The sequence below is a fragment of the Streptomyces turgidiscabies Car8 genome, from assembly GCF_000331005.1.
In the GTDB taxonomy this organism is placed as follows: Bacteria; Actinomycetota; Actinomycetes; order Streptomycetales; family Streptomycetaceae; genus Streptomyces; species Streptomyces turgidiscabies.
The window spans coordinates 26,547-42,456 of the sequence record NZ_AEJB01000320.1 but is presented as its reverse complement, the minus strand read 5'-3'; the positions used below and the strand labels follow the sequence as shown (position 1 = coordinate 42,456).

Annotated in this window: 15 protein-coding genes; 4 read left to right on the top strand and 11 right to left on the bottom strand. The window is 71.2% G+C overall.

What is annotated here, in order from left to right; translation table 11 throughout:
* Positions 1-122 precede the first annotated feature (122 nt).
* The gene (locus tag STRTUCAR8_RS21435) at positions 123-1,004 is read right to left on the bottom strand and encodes an alpha/beta fold hydrolase (RefSeq protein WP_006377961.1); all 882 of its coding nucleotides are present in this window, start codon (positions 1,002-1,004) and stop codon (positions 123-125) included.
* 531 nt (positions 1,005-1,535) lie between these two features.
* Positions 1,536-2,228, bottom strand: a complete 693-nt coding sequence (locus tag STRTUCAR8_RS21430) for an iron-dependent transcriptional repressor DtxR (protein WP_006377989.1) — start codon at positions 2,226-2,228, stop codon at positions 1,536-1,538.
* A gap of 291 nt (positions 2,229-2,519) precedes the next feature.
* Between STRTUCAR8_RS21430 and STRTUCAR8_RS21425 the strand changes: the two genes are divergently transcribed.
* Positions 2,520-3,275 (top strand): SIS domain-containing protein, encoded by a 756-nt coding sequence (locus tag STRTUCAR8_RS21425; RefSeq protein ID WP_044472600.1) that lies wholly within the window; start codon positions 2,520-2,522, stop codon positions 3,273-3,275.
* 37 nt (positions 3,276-3,312) lie between these two features.
* Here the strand turns inward: STRTUCAR8_RS21425 and STRTUCAR8_RS21420 are convergent, their stop codons facing one another.
* Positions 3,313-4,758, bottom strand: coding sequence for a PAS domain-containing protein (locus STRTUCAR8_RS21420; protein WP_006377944.1), 1,446 nt, complete (start codon positions 4,756-4,758; stop codon positions 3,313-3,315).
* A 210-nt stretch (positions 4,759-4,968) separates the two neighbouring features.
* Positions 4,969-5,457, bottom strand: a complete 489-nt coding sequence (locus tag STRTUCAR8_RS21415) for a GNAT family N-acetyltransferase (protein WP_006377948.1) — start codon at positions 5,455-5,457, stop codon at positions 4,969-4,971.
* Between the two features lie 57 nt (positions 5,458-5,514).
* Here STRTUCAR8_RS21415 and STRTUCAR8_RS21410 point away from each other — a divergent pair, with 57 nt between their 5' ends.
* Positions 5,515-5,967 (top strand): GNAT family N-acetyltransferase, encoded by a 453-nt coding sequence (locus STRTUCAR8_RS21410; protein ID WP_044472611.1) that lies wholly within the window; start codon positions 5,515-5,517, stop codon positions 5,965-5,967.
* Between the two features lie 44 nt (positions 5,968-6,011).
* A complete protein-coding gene (locus STRTUCAR8_RS21405) occupies positions 6,012-6,566 on the top strand; it encodes a YrhB domain-containing protein (protein ID WP_006377990.1) in 555 nt (184 codons plus the stop codon).
* Positions 6,567-6,858: 292 nt separating this feature from the next.
* Here STRTUCAR8_RS21405 and STRTUCAR8_RS21400 read toward each other — a convergent pair whose 3' ends face one another.
* Together STRTUCAR8_RS21400 and STRTUCAR8_RS21395 are read right to left on the bottom strand one after the other, a co-directional pair.
* On the bottom strand, positions 6,859-7,488 hold the full coding sequence (locus tag STRTUCAR8_RS21400) for a lipoprotein (protein ID WP_006377966.1): 630 nt from the start codon (positions 7,486-7,488) through the stop codon (positions 6,859-6,861).
* 68 nt (positions 7,489-7,556) lie between these two features.
* The gene (locus STRTUCAR8_RS21395; RefSeq protein ID WP_006377987.1) at positions 7,557-8,657 is read right to left on the bottom strand and encodes a citrate synthase 2; all 1,101 of its coding nucleotides are present in this window, start codon (positions 8,655-8,657) and stop codon (positions 7,557-7,559) included.
* Between the two features lie 266 nt (positions 8,658-8,923).
* On the opposite strand from STRTUCAR8_RS21395, the gene pdxH reads away from it, so the two are divergent.
* Entirely contained in the window at positions 8,924-9,640 is a 717-nt protein-coding gene (gene pdxH / locus STRTUCAR8_RS21390) for a pyridoxamine 5'-phosphate oxidase (RefSeq protein WP_006377945.1), read from the top strand.
* Positions 9,641-9,701: 61 nt separating this feature from the next.
* Here pdxH and STRTUCAR8_RS21385 read toward each other — a convergent pair whose 3' ends face one another.
* The 5 genes from STRTUCAR8_RS21385 to STRTUCAR8_RS21365 form a co-directional block, all read right to left on the bottom strand.
* Entirely contained in the window at positions 9,702-10,385 is a 684-nt protein-coding gene (locus STRTUCAR8_RS21385) for a TetR/AcrR family transcriptional regulator (protein ID WP_006377952.1), read from the bottom strand.
* Positions 10,373-11,110, bottom strand: a complete 738-nt coding sequence (locus STRTUCAR8_RS21380) for an enoyl-CoA hydratase family protein (protein ID WP_006377941.1) — start codon at positions 11,108-11,110, stop codon at positions 10,373-10,375. Before STRTUCAR8_RS21380 ends, STRTUCAR8_RS21385 begins: the two co-directional genes overlap by 13 nt.
* On the bottom strand, positions 11,107-12,684 hold the full coding sequence (locus STRTUCAR8_RS21375; protein ID WP_006377956.1) for a 4-coumarate--CoA ligase family protein: 1,578 nt from the start codon (positions 12,682-12,684) through the stop codon (positions 11,107-11,109). The genes STRTUCAR8_RS21380 and STRTUCAR8_RS21375 overlap by 4 nt, the downstream gene beginning before the upstream one ends.
* Before the next feature lie 56 nt (positions 12,685-12,740).
* Positions 12,741-13,901 carry an acyl-CoA dehydrogenase family protein gene (locus STRTUCAR8_RS21370; protein ID WP_006377960.1) on the bottom strand — a complete coding sequence of 387 codons (1,161 nt, stop codon included), beginning with the start codon at positions 13,899-13,901 and terminating at the stop codon, positions 12,741-12,743.
* Positions 13,902-13,983: 82 nt separating this feature from the next.
* On the bottom strand, positions 13,984-15,849 hold the full coding sequence (locus tag STRTUCAR8_RS21365) for an acetyl/propionyl/methylcrotonyl-CoA carboxylase subunit alpha (protein WP_006377992.1): 1,866 nt from the start codon (positions 15,847-15,849) through the stop codon (positions 13,984-13,986).
* Positions 15,850-15,910 lie beyond the last annotated feature (61 nt).

The following is a 15,910-nucleotide window of genomic DNA, read 5'->3' as shown; positions in this document are numbered from 1 at the left end:
CCGGGACAGGGGCGCGGGGCAGGGGCGCGGGGCTGTGCCGAATCTGCGGCTACCGCCCGTGGGCGCGCCCAGCCCCCACCGGCCCGCAGGCACAGAACCACACGTCCCGGCCCGACGAAGCGCTATCGGGCCAGTACACCTTCCAGAAACGGTTCGACGGCCACCCGCCAGGCCGACGGCTGGTCGTAGTGCACGAGGTGGCCTGCGTCGGCCACCTCCGCGTACTCGCCCCTCGGCAGGACGCGGACCATCTCCTGCGCCTCCGCCCGGCCCAGTTCGCCGTCCAGACCGCGCACGACGAGGGCGGGGCACTGAACCTGCGTCAGCTCCTCCCAGTGCGCGTCGAACACCCACGTCTCGCGGGACTTGAGCATCTGTTCGGGCTCGAAGACGGGGCGCCAGCCGTCTGGGGACTCCTGCATCACCTCGGCGTAGAACTCACCGCGCGAGGGGCTGGGCCGCTCCACCCAGGGATCGTCCTCACCGAACCACTTGCGTACGTCGGCGAGGGTGGCGAAGGGGACGGGCCAGGCCTTGAACCAGTCCTCCCACTCCCGCTGGGAGGCCGCGCCCAGCGCCGAGGCCCGCATGTCGCAGATGATCAGGCCGTGCACCAGATCGGGGCGTTTCGCGGCGAGCTGCCAGGCGGTCAGGGCGCCCATGGCGTGGCCGATGAGGACGACGGGGCCGAGGCCGAGCTGCTCGATCGCCGCCTCGGCGTCCTCGACGTAGGCCTCGCGGGTGTAGAGGTCACCGGGCGGACGGTCGCTCTGGCCGTGGCCCCGCTGGTCGAGTGCGACGGCCCGGTGCCGCTCGCCCAGCCAGCGGGCGGCGGACGCCCAGTGCGAGGCGCGGCCCATGAGCCCGTGCAGTAACAGCACGCCGGGTGCCTGGTCGGGTGCTGCGACCCGGGCCTGTTCCTCACCGGTTTTGGGAGGGTCGGCGAACTCCCAGGCGGCAAGTCGTACGCCGCCCGCTCCGGTCACGTCGATACGCCGCGCCATAGGTCTCTGGCACCCCCCTAGCTATCGATGTTTCCTCTGCCACCCCAAGATTATCGAATGGCTATTCGAAAATGCGGTCTCCGGCCGTAACACCCCTCGTTCGAGTGACCCCTCTCAAGGAATGATCCGCGTGGCCGAGGGGAGATCTTCTGCGGGAGGCGGACCGCTCGGGGATGACGGTCCGAAGGGGATGACCCTGGGAGCTCGGGGCTCCGGGTCAGCACAGGGGAGGACAGGCCCCGGCGCCACTTGGCGCCGGGGCCCTCTTCGCGTCCGTGGCACATCCTCACGCTCCCCCTCCCCCCGCCGGGCGGCACCGCTGCCGCTCCCGGCCAAGAGCCCTCACGTCATATGCCTCTCGCGACAGCGTGGCATGCGAAACGGCCGAGCGCTGCGATTCCGCACACTGAATCTTGGAATGGCACCCTGGAACGGCACGGTTCCCAGGACACGACAAGTTCCTCGCCGGTCACAGGAGTTGACGGTGCGACAACCGGAGCCCCGCCCGGGGAACCGTGGCAGGGACCCGGGTCAGCGCTTCGCCACGAACACGTGCGAGGCCACACCCGCCTCCAGCTCGGCCGCCTCACCGCCGCTGCCGACCAGCACCCCGCCGGCCGCCTCCGTCACGCTCACCACCGAACCGGGCTGCACACCCGCGCGCCGCAGCGTGTACATCAGCTGCGCGTCCGTCTGGATGGGCTCGCCGATACGCCGTACGACGACCGTCTTGCCGTCCACACCCGGGTCGAGGTCGGCCAGCGAGACCATGCCCTCGTCGAGGAAGGGGTCAGCGCCGTCCTTCTCGCCCAGCTCCTCCAGGCCCGGGATCGGGTTGCCGTACGGCGACTCGGTGGGGTGGCGCAGGAGTTCGAGGACCCGGCGCTCCACGGCCTCGCTCATCACGTGCTCCCAGCGACACGCCTCCGCGTGGACCTGCTCCCACTCCAGGCCGATCACGTCGACGAGCAGGCACTCCGCGAGGCGGTGCTTGCGCATGACGCGGGTGGCGAGGCGACGCCCCTCGTCCGTGAGCTCCAGGTGCCGGTCGCTGGCGACCGCCACCAGACCGTCGCGCTCCATCCGGGCCACGGTCTGGCTGACCGTCGGACCGCTCTGGTCCAGCCGCTCGGCGATCCGGGCGCGCATGGGGACCACACCTTCCTCCTCCAGCTCGAGGATGGTGCGGAGATACATCTCCGTCGTATCGATCAGTCCGGACATTCGTGCCCCTTGATGAGATGTGCCGGAGGCTCGACGGCTCCGGCGCGTGCGCTGGCCCTGGCTTCAATTCTGACGCATACCACTGACAACCGTGCCGCCGCGGGGGAACCACACGGTTACGGATCCTCGCGGTCGGGTAGACAGCACGTTTCACCGAGGGTACGGCGACGGGCGCCGGAACGGCCTGTGGCGCTGTTGACAGGGCAGTGGTCCAGACCTCACCGTGATCGGCGACACGGACCGATACGGACCGCCACGGACCTGTACGCCGATCTCCCGAAGGGCTTACCGATGAGCGACAGCGAGTTGTCCGCGCAGTTCCTCGACGCCGCGATCGAACTGCTGCGGCGGGTGCGCGACGAGGAGACGGACGCCGTGACGGCCGCCGGCACGCTCATCGCCGACACCGTGGCGGCCGAGGGGCGCTTGTTCGCCTTCGGCGCCGGGCACTCCTCGCTGGCCGCGCAGGACATCGTCTACCGCGCGGGCGGCCTGGCCCTGATGAACCTGCTGGCCGTACCCGGTGCCGTCGGCGTCGACGTCGTGCCGGCCACGCTGGGCTCCGCGCTGGAACGCGTCGAGGGCCTGGCCACGGCCGTCCTGGACACATCGCCGCTGCGTGCCGGGGACGTACTCGTGATCATCTCCCTCTCCGGCCGCAACGCCCTCCCGGTGGAAATGGCGCTCCGCGCGCGGGCGCTCGGCGTGAAGGTCATCGGCGTGACCTCGGTGGCGTACGCGACGGAGACGACGCCCCGGAACGCCTCGGGCACGTTCCTCAAGGACCACTGCGACGTCGTACTGGACTCGAAGATCGCCCCCGGGGACGCCGTACTCACCCTCGACACCGTCCCGGCGCCCTTCGCGCCCGCCTCCACGGTCGTCACGTCGGCCCTGCTCCAGTCGGTCATGGCGACGGCGGCGGGCATCCTCGCGGAACGGGGCGTCGAACCCCCGCTGCTGCGCTCCGGCAACGTGGACGGCGGCCACGACTGGAACGCGCGCATCCTCAAGCAGTACGGCGACCGGATCTTCTACGAGCGCTGAGAACCCTGTCCCTCCTGCTCTCTACCCCTCCTGCCCTCTACTCCTCCTGCTTGAGGTCCCGCTCCCTGAGCGCGGCCAGGTCCAGGGCCGCCGCGATCCTTGCGGCCACGTCCTCCGCGTACATCGCGTCCGTACGTTCGAACTGGCTCCGCCCGGCGCCCCGCAGGAACGTCACGACGCCCAGGGTGCGCCCCCGGCTGCGCAGCACCGCGCACAGCGCGTGGACCGAGTCCGGCGGCCACCGGCGCTGGACGGCCCACGCGCGGGCCTGTTCCACGGCATACGACCCGGCGCTCGCCCGCACGGACCCGGACCGCTCGACGCACTGCACGGCGGGGTGCCCGTCGCCGTAGCGCACCGGCAGTCCGGCCTGGCCGGCGAAAACGCTGGGCCCCGGCGCCCCGGACGGCGTGGCGGCGGCGCGGACCAGCCGTACCGGACCGTCCCCGTCGTCCGCCGTACCGTCGGCCGCCGTGCCGCCGATGACGGCGATCCGGTCGATGAGCGCGTGGTCGGCGAAGCCGGCGAGGGAGAAGTCCAGGTGTGTGGTCGCGGCCTCGGCGGGGTCCTCGTACTCGGCGGCGGCACGCGCGGCTCGGTGCAGCTGCTGGCTGCGGAACCGCAGCTGAGCCGCGTCCTGCTCGATCTGCTTGGCCTCGGTGATGTCCTGGAACAGCCACCCCACACCGAGGGGAACCGGTTCTTCGGTGAGCGGGGAGGCCAGCCGCAGGAATCCGCTCCGCCAGCAGCGCCGCTTCTCGCCCTCGGGCGTGCGCACGCTCACCCACATCTCTGCGGGCGCGGGCGGCGCGCCCTCGGCGAGGACGTGTGTCAGCGCGCTCTCCAGCTCCTCGACTCCCTGGGAGAGCAGCTCCCCGAGGGGGCGCCCGAGGACGGCGGTACGGCCGGTGCCGAGTGACCGGGCGGCGTGCGCGTTGACGACGGCGGGGCGCAGGTCGGCGTCGACGAGGACGACGCCCCAGCTGGCGTCCTCGAACAACGCCTCGCTCAGGGCGATCGACCGCTCGAGGTCTATCTGCGCGTGGACCTCGCTGAAGGCGCAGTACAGCCCGGCGGGCTTGCCGTCGGGCCCGCGCACGGCGGCGGACTGGGTCCGTACGAGTACCCGGCCGCCGTCCTTGGTCAGCAGCGCGAACTCGTGCACCTGGCGTCCCGGGGCGTGCATCGCGGACAACAGCCGCCCCTCGATCTCCTCGGCGTCGGCCTTGCGCACCGCCCACCCGGCGAACCCGTGCCGTCCGACGGCCTCGGCGGCGGTCCAGCCGAGAATCCGCTCGGCCTCCCGGTTCCAGTGGGTCACGACACCGTCGGCGTCGAAGGCGCACAGGGCGGCGTCCATGCCGTCGAGAAGCGCGGCGAGCAGGTCGAAATCGCCGCCGTCCGAACCCTCCGGGCCGCCGTCCCTCTCGGGCTCGTCCGGCCCCAGCTCGTCGGTGGTCCCACTACGCCGGGAAGCACTCACCTGGACCCCCTGCAGGCCACGTCCGCACGTACTGCGCGACGGTTCGCTCACTCACCATCATTCAACTCGAACGTGACGCAGCACACATCGAGTTCCCCCAAGTTCGAAGGAAATCGTTGTACGGCGGAAATTCGCCGTACACCGGGAACAAGCCGCTCCTGCCCCTCCCGCCCCCGTACCAAACCGACCGTACGGAATGTCCGGGGGGCCTCAGGGACTGTCAGGGCGTACCTGGGGTGGTGCGGCAAGCCGCAGGTCGACCCAGAGATCGCTCTCCCCGTCCAGGGCATACCGCTCGACCTCGACGAACCCCTGCTCGTACGCGAAGGAGAGCCCGTCCTCGTTGGCGGCCAGGACGACGGTCTCGATCACCTCGGCACCGAGGTCGCGCGCCTGCCCGAGCCCCCGCAGATACATCTCCGAACCGAACCCGCGCCGCCGAAAACCGGGCAGCACACGCGCGATGACGGTGGCCACGGCCGCGTCCCCGTCACCGGCGGGCGGCCGCACCGTGGAGCACCCCACCAGGGCGTCGCCGAGATACGCGACCTCCAGCCGGTTGCGCCCACTGCGCTCACGTACGTCGGCCGGCGACATGGCGGCGGGCGGAACGATCAGATTGTGGACGTACCGCCAGTCCTCACGCTCGACCTCATCGACATCGGCATCACTCACGGGCACGAAACGAAGATCAGACACGGCGCCAGAAAATCGCACCCCGCGGGCGGCCGTCAACGGAGTAGTACCGTGCCGATCATGGCGGACTGGGAGATACGACCGGCGACGGCATCGGACATCGAGCCGGTGGCCGAGCTGCGTGCCGTGGTGATGCGGGCCGATCTGGAACGGCTCGGGCGGTACGACGAGCATCGCGTCCGGCAGCGTTTCCGGGACGCGTTCGACCCGGCCCACACCTGGGCGATCGAGGTGGGCGGCGAGTTCGCGGGCTGCGTGGCACTCCGCCCGGCCGAGGACGCCCGAGGGCACGTCCACTGGCTGGAGCACTTCTATCTGGACCCGCGTCTCCAGGGCCGTGGAATCGGCTCGGGCGTGCTGCGCGACCTGCTGGAGCGGAGCGACGGCGACGGCACTCCCGTCCGGCTGAACGTGCTCCAGGGGAGCCCGGCGCGACGGCTGTACGAGCGGCACGGGTTCGTGACGGAGACCGAGGACGCCGTGGATGTGTTCATGGTGCGCGAGCGGCCGTGACGAGCGGTGACGGCCCGCCCCGCGTGGATGACGGCCGACCCCGCGTGATCGAACGCGAGGCCGCGGTCCGCATCGTCGAGGAGGAGCTGGCCCGCGAGTACGGGGCCTCGTCGGCTCTGGGCGTGGACCCGGTGCGCGTGGTGGTGGCGCGGGTCGAGGCGCATGAGCTGGTGTGGCTCGTCCACTGCCAGTCCGAGGAGTTCGTCCGCACCGGGAACCGCGGCTCCATGCTCATCGGCGGCGGCCCCTACCTCGTCGACCGCGTCGACGGAGGGCTGCACGTGATCGGGGTCCTCGCCGCGAAGGGCGGGGAGTGGGAGGCCGACTACCGCGTCCGTATCCGTGGCCTGGCCATCCGTACCGCTGTGGACGACCTGCACGACGAGGTTCGTGAACTCGCCGCCGTACGGGGACACCTGCATGCCGTACGCCTCCTGCGGCAGCGGCTGCCCGTGCTGTCGCCGGCGCGAGCCGTCCGATACGTCGACGGCCTGCTGACCGGGGCCGCCCCGGCCGACCTCGTGGCCGTCGCCGTCGAGCAGCTCGTCGAGCCCGTCGACCCGGTGCTCGGGGTGAGGACGATCCGCCTGAGAAAATAGGTTGATGGACGGTCGATCGCTTCCTAGGGTGTGGCTTACACATGATGGGAGGTGATCGGGTAAATGAGTGAAACCCGGACGCGTGAGGTGGCTGCGGGCTAGCGGCCTGCCACCACGTTCATTGCGGTGCCGGACCAGCGTGGGTCACTGACACGCAGCCGGCCGAAATCAACGCAGTCACCCGACCCGCGAGCTCGCCGGCACGTCCGGCCGGCCCCTCCTCCAGAGGGACCGAGTTCGCGGGTCGCCTGCGTTCCGGCAACTTCCGGCGACTTCCGGCAAGCTCCTGCGGCTATGCCTTCAGGGTTCGCCTGGCCAGTTCGTAGGCCGGGAGCATCGCCTTGTGTTCCTCGGTGTCCAGGCCTCCCAGGTGTACGACGACCGGTCCGCGCGGGGTCGTGACCGCGAGGGCGCGCTCCGTCTTCGCGGCGTCGTCGAACTCGGTCTTGTAGAGGTACTCCACCTCGACACCGGTGAGGGCGCCCGCCGTGAAATCGCTGTACCGCGCCTTGGTCGCGCCGGGCTCGGCGGCCATGAACGCCTTCAGCACCGTGCGCGCGTCGTCGGTGCCCGGGGCGCCGGTCCAGACGCGCAGGAAGCCGATGTGCCCGGCGGGCTTGGCGTCCACCTCGCACACGAGGGCGACCGGGCCCTGACGCGGAGGCTCGTCGACGGCTTCCGCCGTCCAGTCCTCGGCGATGTCGAAGGTGACGGGGAGTTCGCAGGCCGAGCCTGCGGCGCCGATGCTGCCGCCGCTCCTGGCGCCGGCCCCGGCCGCCGTAGCCGTGGCGCTCGCGGTCGCCGCCGCTCCCGTACCGTCGTCCGCCGCCTGCGACGAGCAGCCCGCCAGCGCCGCCACCAGCAGCGTCGCCCGGACCAACCCGTGCCGTCCGCGCTGTCTGTTCCCCGCCCCGACCAGCATCTGCTGTGTCTCCCCTCGTTCGAGCGGGACACGTTATCGGAGCGGGTGACAGTTCCTCACACGGGGTTTCAGTGGGCGATGCCCTCGTACCCCTCGATCTCCTGCGGGTTCCGGGTGCCCGGGCCGGTGTAGCGGGCCGACGGGCGTACGAGCCTGCCGGTGCGCTTCTGTTCCAGGATGTGGGCCGACCAGCCGGCCGTGCGGGCGCACGTGAACATGGACGTGAACATGTGGGCCGGAACCTCGGCGAAGTCCAGGACGATCGCCGCCCAGAACTCGACGTTCGTCGCCAGGACCCGGTCCGGGCGGCGGGCGTGCAGCTCCGCCAGCGCGGCCTTCTCCAGCGCCTCGGCGACCTCGAAGCGCGGGGCGCCCAGCTCACGGGCCGTACGGCGCAGCACGCGCGCGCGTGGGTCCTCGGCCCGGTAGACGCGGTGGCCGAAGCCCATCAGGCGTTCGCCCTTGTCCAGGGCCTGCTTCACATAGGCATCCGCGTCGCCCGTGCGTTCGATCTCCTCGATCATGCCGAGGACACGGGAGGGCGCGCCGCCGTGCAGCGGGCCGCTCATCGCGCCGACCGCGCCCGACAGCGCCGCCGCCACGTCCGCACCCGTCGACGCGATCACCCGCGCCGTGAAGGTGGACGCGTTCATGCCGTGCTCGGCCGCGCTCGTCCAGTAGGCGTCCACGGCGGCGACGTGCTTCGGGTCCGGTTCGCCGCGCCAGCGGATCATGAAGCGTTCGACGACGGACTGCGCCTTGTCGATCTCGCGCTGCGGGACCATGGCGTTGCCCTGGCCGCGCGCCGACTGGGCGACGTACGACAGGGCCATGACGGCGGCGCGGGCCAGGTCGTCGCGGGCCGTGCGCTCGTCGATGTCGAGAAGGGGTCGCAGGCCCCAGACGGGGGCCAGCATCGCCAGTGCCGACTGGACGTCCACCCGGATGTCACCGGAGTGGACCGGGATCGGGAACGGCTCGGCGGGCGGCAGACCGGGGTTGAAGGCACCGTCGACGAGCAGGCCCCAGACGTTGCCGAAGGAGACATGGCCGACCAGGTCCTCGATGTCGACGCCCCGGTACCGGAGTGCGCCGCCCTCCTTGTCCGGTTCGGCGATCTCCGTCTCGAACGCGACTACTCCCTCAAGTCCGGGTACGAAGTCGGACATCAGGCGGCTCCTCTTGATGTGTGCGACAGGGGGTACGGCCGTGAGGCCGGGCTGCGCGAATATCTGCGTCCGGTATCGGTGTCCGGTGCGGTTCCACGGCCATTTACGCACTGCTCGCGGTCCGAAACGGTCACCTGGGTGATGCCCCGTTCGATCGGTCGTTCAACCGGACGGCAACAGCACGATATCCCTGAGTGCCACCTTTGGGGAGTCCCTGCGGCACTCAGTGCCACACAGTGATGTCGCCGATACGGCAAGATGACGATGTGACCGCTCGCGACGCCGCCCCCTTCGATGGTCCACTCGACCCCCTTGATCCTCCTGATCCGCTCGACCCCGTCGATCCCGCCGTCATGCGCAAGCAGTACCGCGCGGACGGCCTCTCGGAGGGTGAGCTGGCCGACGGCCCCATGGAGCAGTTCGCGCGCTGGTTCCGGCAGGCCGCCGCCGACGCCGGGCTCGTCGAACCGAACGCCATGGTCGTCTCCACGGCCGACGCCGACGGGCGGCCCTCTTCTCGTACGGTGCTGCTCAAGCAGTACGACGAGCAGGGCTTCGTCTTCTTCACCAACTACGGCTCCCGCAAGGGGCGCGACCTGGCCGCCAATCCGTACGTCTCGCTCCTGTTCCCCTGGCTCCCGCTGGGCCGCCAGGTCGTCGTCACGGGAGTCGCACGCCGCACCGGGCGGGACGAGACGGCCGCCTACTTCCGTACCCGGCCGCACGGCTCGCAGCTCGGCGCGTGGGCCAGCGCGCAGTCCTCGGTGATCCTCTCCCGGGACGAACTCGACGCCTCGTACGCCGGGTTGGCCGCCCGCTACCCCGAGGGCGAGCAGGTGCCGGTGCCGCCGAACTGGGGCGGGTTCCGGGTGGCCCCGGAGACGGTGGAGTTCTGGCAGGGTCGCGAGAACCGGCTGCACGACCGGCTGCGGTACGTGGCGGAGCCGGACGGAAGCTGGCGCGTGGAGCGGCTCAGTCCCTGACCCACCCCGAGCGCGCCTGACCGGCCCCTCCCGAGCCTGGCCAACGGGGGCGCGGTCGGCGTCAGTTCAGGGACGCGTCCAGCAGGGCCGCCCACTGCGCCACCACGCGGTCCCTGCGCCCCCCGTCGTCCGTGAGCAGGTTGGCCAGGCCCAGGCCCCGGGACATGTCCAGCAGGCCCTGAACCGTCTCCCGTACGCCGGGACGGGACTCGTCGGCGCCCAGCAGCTCCACGGCGATGCGATGGGTCTCGCGTCCCACGCGGGCCTCCAACTCGGTGACCCGCGGGCGCAGTTGCTCCTCGTTCGAGGCGGCCACCCAGAGGTGGAGGGCCGCGCGGAAGAGGGGGCCGGTGTAGAGGTCGACCAGGGCCGCGACCACCGCGCGGCGGTCGGCGGCGCCCTCGGGGAAGAGGGCGCGCAGGGCGGTGGAGCGTTCCTCGGCGACGTACTCGACCGCTGCCGTGAACAGGTCCTCGCGGGTCGGGAAGTGGTGCTGGGCCGCGCCTCGGGAGACTCCGGCGCGTTCGGCGACGACGGAGACCGTGGAGCCCGCCCAGCCGTGTTCGGCGAGGCAGGCCACGGCGGCTTCCAGCAGACGCTGACGGGTGGCCCGGCTGCGGTCCTGCTTGGGCGCGCGCTGTGAACGCTGTGAGTGCGGTTCACGCTGCGCCTGGGGCACGTTCTCGGTCACACTTTTGCCCGCGCTGACCGCATTCACAGCGTTGACCGCGTTCACAGCGTCCATGCCGGGTCCCGTCGTTCGAGGAAGGCCGTCATCCCCTCGCGGGCCTCCGCGGAGGCGAACAGGCGTGCCGACAGGGCGGTCAGCTCGGGGGTGTCCCGGTCGAAGATCTTCAGCACCTTAGCCGTGAGCAGCCGTTTCGTCTCCGCCAGGGCCCCCGGCGCCGCCCGGCGCAGCCCGTCGAGGATCGGCTCCAGGGCCGCGTCGACGTCTTCCGCCGCCTCCGTGAGGAGGCCGGTACGGGCTGCCTCCACGGCGTCGAAACGGGCGCCGGTGAGGTAGTGGCGGGCGGCGGCACGCGGGTCGAGGCGGGGCAGCAGCGGCATGGAGATGACGGCGGGCGCCACCCCGATCCGTACCTCCGTGAACGCGAAGGAGGTCTCCGGGCCGCCGATCGCGAGGTCGCACGCGCCCAGCAGGCCGAGGCCGCCCGCCCGTACGTGCCCGGTCACCCGCGCGACCACAGGTTTCGGCAGCTCCAGCAGCTGCCGCAGCAGACCGACGAAGGCCGCCGGGTCGGGCGGCTGCTTCAGGTCGGCGCCCGCGCAGAACGTGTTCCCGGTGTGGGTGAGGACGACCGCGCGTACGTCCGGGTCCTTGCCGCAGTCCGTCAGCGCGTCCCTCAGTTCCCGTACGAGGGTCGCGGACAGGGCGTTGCGGGTGGCGGGCGCGTCCAGGGTGAGCGTGGCGATGCCCCGCGCGCGGGCGGTGGTCACTGTCGGTGTCACGGCGTCTCCCTCGGTTCCCTCAGTCGTCGGCGCAGGATCTTGCCCGAGACGGCCCTCGGTATGGCGTCGATGAAGGTGACGTTCCGGACGCGTTTGTACGGGGCGACGCGCTCGGCGACGTACATCATGACCTCTCCTTCGGAGAGGTCGGTGGCGGACGGCTGGCGGACCACGTACGCGTGCGGGACCTCGTTGTTGTCCTCGTTGTAGACGCCGATGACGGCCGCGTCGGCGATCCCCGGATGGGTGAGGAGCAGGGCCTCGAGTTCTGCGGGGGCCACCTGGAAGCCCTTGTACTTGATGAGTTCCTTGACCCGGTCGACGACGAACAGCCAGCCGTCCGCGTCGACATGGCCGACGTCCCCGGTGTGCAGCCACCCGTCGGCGTCGATCATCGCGGTCGTGGCCTCGGGGTTCCCCAGGTAGCCCTTCATCACCTGGGGGCCCCGGATGACGATCTCGCCGGCCTCGCCGACGACGGCCTCCTGGTCGGGGTCGTCGAGGGACAGGATGCGCATCTCGGTGCTCGGGAGGAGCCTGCCGACCGTCCCGGGAGGGGCGGTGCTCATGTCGTCGAGGGGGACGACATGCGTGCCCGGCGACAGTTCCGTCATGCCGTACGCCTGACCGACCGGCGGCAGACCGAGCCGTGCGGAACAGGCGGCGGCGAGGCTCGCGTCGAGGGGTGCGGCGGAGCTGAGGATGTACTCCAGGGACGACAGGTCGTAGCTCTCGACCGCCGGGTGCTTGGCGAGGGCCAGGACGATCGGCGGGGCCACGAACAGGCCGGTGATGCGGTGCTTCTCGATGGCGGCGAGGAACGTGTCGAGGTCGAACCGCGGCAGGACGACCACGGTGGCGCCGTGTCCCAGGGACATGTTCATGAGGGCGGTCAGGCCGTAGATGTGGAAGAACGGCAGAACGGCCAGGATGCGGTCGCCGGGGCCGATGCGCAGGGTGGGCGCGAGTTGGGCGAGGTTGGTGGCGATGGAGCGGTGCGTGAGCATGACGCCCTTGGGGATGCCGGTCGTCCCGGAGGAGTACGGGAGGGCGGCGACGTCCTCGGCCGGGTCGATGTCGACGCTCGGTTCGGGCGCTGTCGAGGCGAGCATGTCGATGAGCGAGCGGTGCCCGGGCGCGCTGTCGCAGACGAGGATCTCCCGTACGCCGCCCGCCAGTTCCGCCGCCGCGCGGGCCGTTTCCAGCAGCGGTGAGACGGTGACGATCCAGGCGGCGGCCGAGTCGCGCAGCTGCTTGGCGAACTCCTCGGCGGTGGCGAGCGGATGCACGGTCGTGACGGTGGCACCCGCGCGCGTGGCGGCGTAGAAGGCGGTCGGGAAGGCTATCGTGTTCGGGCTGTGCAGCGCGAGGACATCGCCCTTGCGCAGGCCCGCCTCGGCGAGTCCGGCGGCTATCCGCCGGTGGAAGGCGTCCAGTTGGCCGTACGTGAGGGTGGTGCCGTCGACGCCGTCCACGAGGGCGGGCGCGTCACCGAACTCGGCGGCCCTGCCCAGTACCGCTTCGTGGATGGGGAGTTCGACGGGGTCGACGTCTGCGTAGTCGCTGCGGAACATGGTTCCTCCTCGCGCGAAACCGTGCCGGTCGGGCTGTGCCGGTCGCGCTGTGGCGTTCAGTACGATTTGGGCAGGCCCAGTGTCTGGTGGGAGACGTAGTTGAGAATCATCTCCCGGCTCACCGGAGCAATACGAGCGACACGGGAGACCGTTATCAACGAGGCGAGGCCGAACTCCCTCGTGAGGCCGTTGCCGCCGAGGGTGTGCACGGCCTGGTCGACGGCCTTCACACAGGCCTCCCCGGCCGCGTACTTGGCCATGTTGGCCGCCTCGCCCGCACCGACGTCGTCACCGGCGTCGTAGAGGGCGGCGGCCTTCTGCATCATCAGCCGGGCCAGTTCGAGGTCGATGTGCGCCTGGGCGAGGGGGTGCGCGACGGCCTGGTGGGCGCCGATGGGCGCGTCCCAGACGGTGCGCTCACGGGCGTAGCGGACGGCCGTGCCGAGCGCGTACCGCCCGATGCCGATGGCGAACGCGGCCGTCATGATGCGCTCCGGGTTGAGCCCGGCGAAGAGCTGGAGCAGCCCGGCGTCCTCGTCGCCGACGAGCGCGTCGGCGGGCAGCCGTACGTCGTCGAGGGTCAGCTCGAACTGCTTCTCCGGGGACTCGAGGTCCATGTCGATCTGGCGCCGCGAGAAGCCTTCGGCGTCGCGCGGGACGATGAACAGGCACGGCTTGAGGCGGCCCGTACGGGAGTCCTCGGTACGGCCGACGATGAGGACCGCGTCCGCGATGTCCACGCCGGAGATGAAGACCTTGCGGCCGGTGAGCAGCCAGTCGGGGCCGTCCTTGCGGGCCGTCGTGGTGATGCGGTGGCTGTTGGAGCCGGCGTCGGGTTCGGTGATGCCGAAGGCCATGGTGCGGGTGCCGTCGGCGATTCCGGGGAGCCACTCCTGTTTCTGCTTGTCGGTGCCGAAGCGGGCGATGACGGTGCCGCAGATGGCCGGGGAGACGATCAGCATGAGGAGGGGGCTGCCTGCGGCGCCCAACTCCTCGAGGACTATGGAGAGTTCGGCGATGCCGCCGCCTCCGCCGCCGTATGCCTCCGGCAGGTTGGCACCGAGGTAGCCGAGTTTGGCTGCGTCCGACCAGAGTTCGGTGGGGTGGCGGTTCTCTCGGGTGACTGTCGCCATGTACTCGCGGCCGTAGCGTTTGCCCAGGGCGGCTACTGAGGCGCGGAGTGTCTTGTGTTCCTCGGATTCGATCGCGGAGGGCATTCGATGGCTCCTAAGGGGGAGGGGGTTCGGTTGTGTGGTGACTGCGGGTGCGTCGTGGCTGGTCGCGCAGTTCCCCGCGCCCCTAAAAAACCACCGCGAGCACGGCGCCGACCTCCACCTGCTGGCCGGTGGTGACGTGAAGTGCAGTGAGCGTGCCTGTTGTCGGGGCCGCGATCCGGTGTTCCATCTTCATCGCCTCCAGCCACAGCAGGGGCTCTCCCGCCTGTACGGAGGCTCCGACCGTCAGGCCCTCCGCCACCCTGACCACCGTGCCGGGCATGGGTGCCAGCAGGGAGCCCGGGGCGTGTTGAGCCGTCGGGTCGGGGAAACGGGGCAGCGGAGTGAGGGTGGTGGTGTTGACGTGGACCCGGTCGGGATACGTCGTCACCTCGAACTTCCTTCGTACGCCGTCCACTTCGAGTACGACGAGACGTGCGTCGGCGTGCACGACCCGGGCCCCGTCCGCCGCCAGGCCCTCGCGGGTGTGGCGGTAGGTCACCTCGTGTTCCTCGCCGTCCGCCGTGGCGTACCGCTTGACCTGCGGTCGGGCGGGCAGGTTGCGCCAGCCGCCGAAGCGGGAGCGGCCGTGGGCGTCGGCGAGGGCGGCGGCCAGGGGGGCGTGGGCGTCGGGGGCCGGCTCGGTGAGTGAGGCGAGGTGGCGGTCGTAGAAGCCGGTGTTCATCCGGGCCGTCGTGAACTCCTCGTGCCGCAGGGAGCGGACGAGGAGGTCGCGGTTGGTGATCGGGCCGTGGATCGTGGCCCGCTCCAGGGCGCCCGCCAGTTTGCGGACCGCCTCCGCGCGCGTGGGGGCGTGTACGACGACCTTGGCGAGCATCGGGTCGTAGTGGACGGGGATCGGGTCGCCGTCGGTGTAGCCGGTGTCGAGGCGGATGTTCTCCGCCTCCGGGACGGCGAGACGGTGCAGGGTGCCGGTCTGCGGGGTCCAGGCGTCCGCCGGGTTCTCGGCGTACAGACGGGCCTCTATCGCATGGCCACGCGCGCGTTGAGGGTCGTTCTCGGGCGCCACGAGAGTCTGGAGAGCGGACCCCTCGGCGACGCGTATCTGGAGGGCCACGAGGTCGATGTCGAACACCGCCTCGGTGACCGGGTGTTCGACCTGGAGACGGGTGTTCATCTCCAGGAAGTGCGCCCTGCCGTCCTCCCCCACGAGGAACTCGACGGTGCCGGCGCCCGTGTAGTCGACGGCGCGTGCCGCCCGTACGGCCAGTTCGTGGAGCTCCTCGGTGAGCGCCTCCGGGATTCCGGGGGCCGGGGACTCCTCGATCACCTTCTGGTGGCGGCGCTGGAGGGAGCAGTCGCGGGTGCCGAGGGCCCAGACCGTGCCGTGGGTGTCGGCCAGGATCTGGACCTCGATGTGCCGGCCGCCCTCCACGTACGGCTCGACGAATACCTCGCCGTCACCGAACGCGCTCTGCGCCTCCGCCCGGGCCGCCTCCAACTCGCCCTCCAGCTCGGCAAGTTCACGTACGACGCGCATCCCGCGCCCACCACCGCCCGCCGCCGCCTTGACCAGCACCGGCAGGTCGGCCTCGGTGACGCCGGCCAGCGGCTTGAGACCCATCAGCTGCTTGGCGCGCGTCTTGGACGCCATGGCCTCGATCGCCGCCGGAGGCGGGCCGATCCACACGAGCCCCGCGTCGATCACGGCACGGGCGAAGCCGGCGTTCTCGGACAGGAAGCCGTAGCCGGGGTGCACGGCGTCGGCGCCCGCCGCGAGCGCGGCCCGCACGATCAGATCGCCGCGCAGATACGTGTCCGCGGAGGCCGCCCCCGGCAGCCGTACCGCAGCGTCGGCCACGCGCGCGTGCAGGGCGTTCTCGTCGGCGTCCGAGTACACGGCGACCGTCCGGATCCCCAGCTCACGGCAGGTGCGGAAGACGCGGCAGGCGATCTCCCCGCGATTGGCGACGAGGACGGAGGCGATCACAGCCGAGTCCCCAGGCGCTGTTGACGCACCAGGCACTGTTGATTCCTCAGGCACGGTTGAT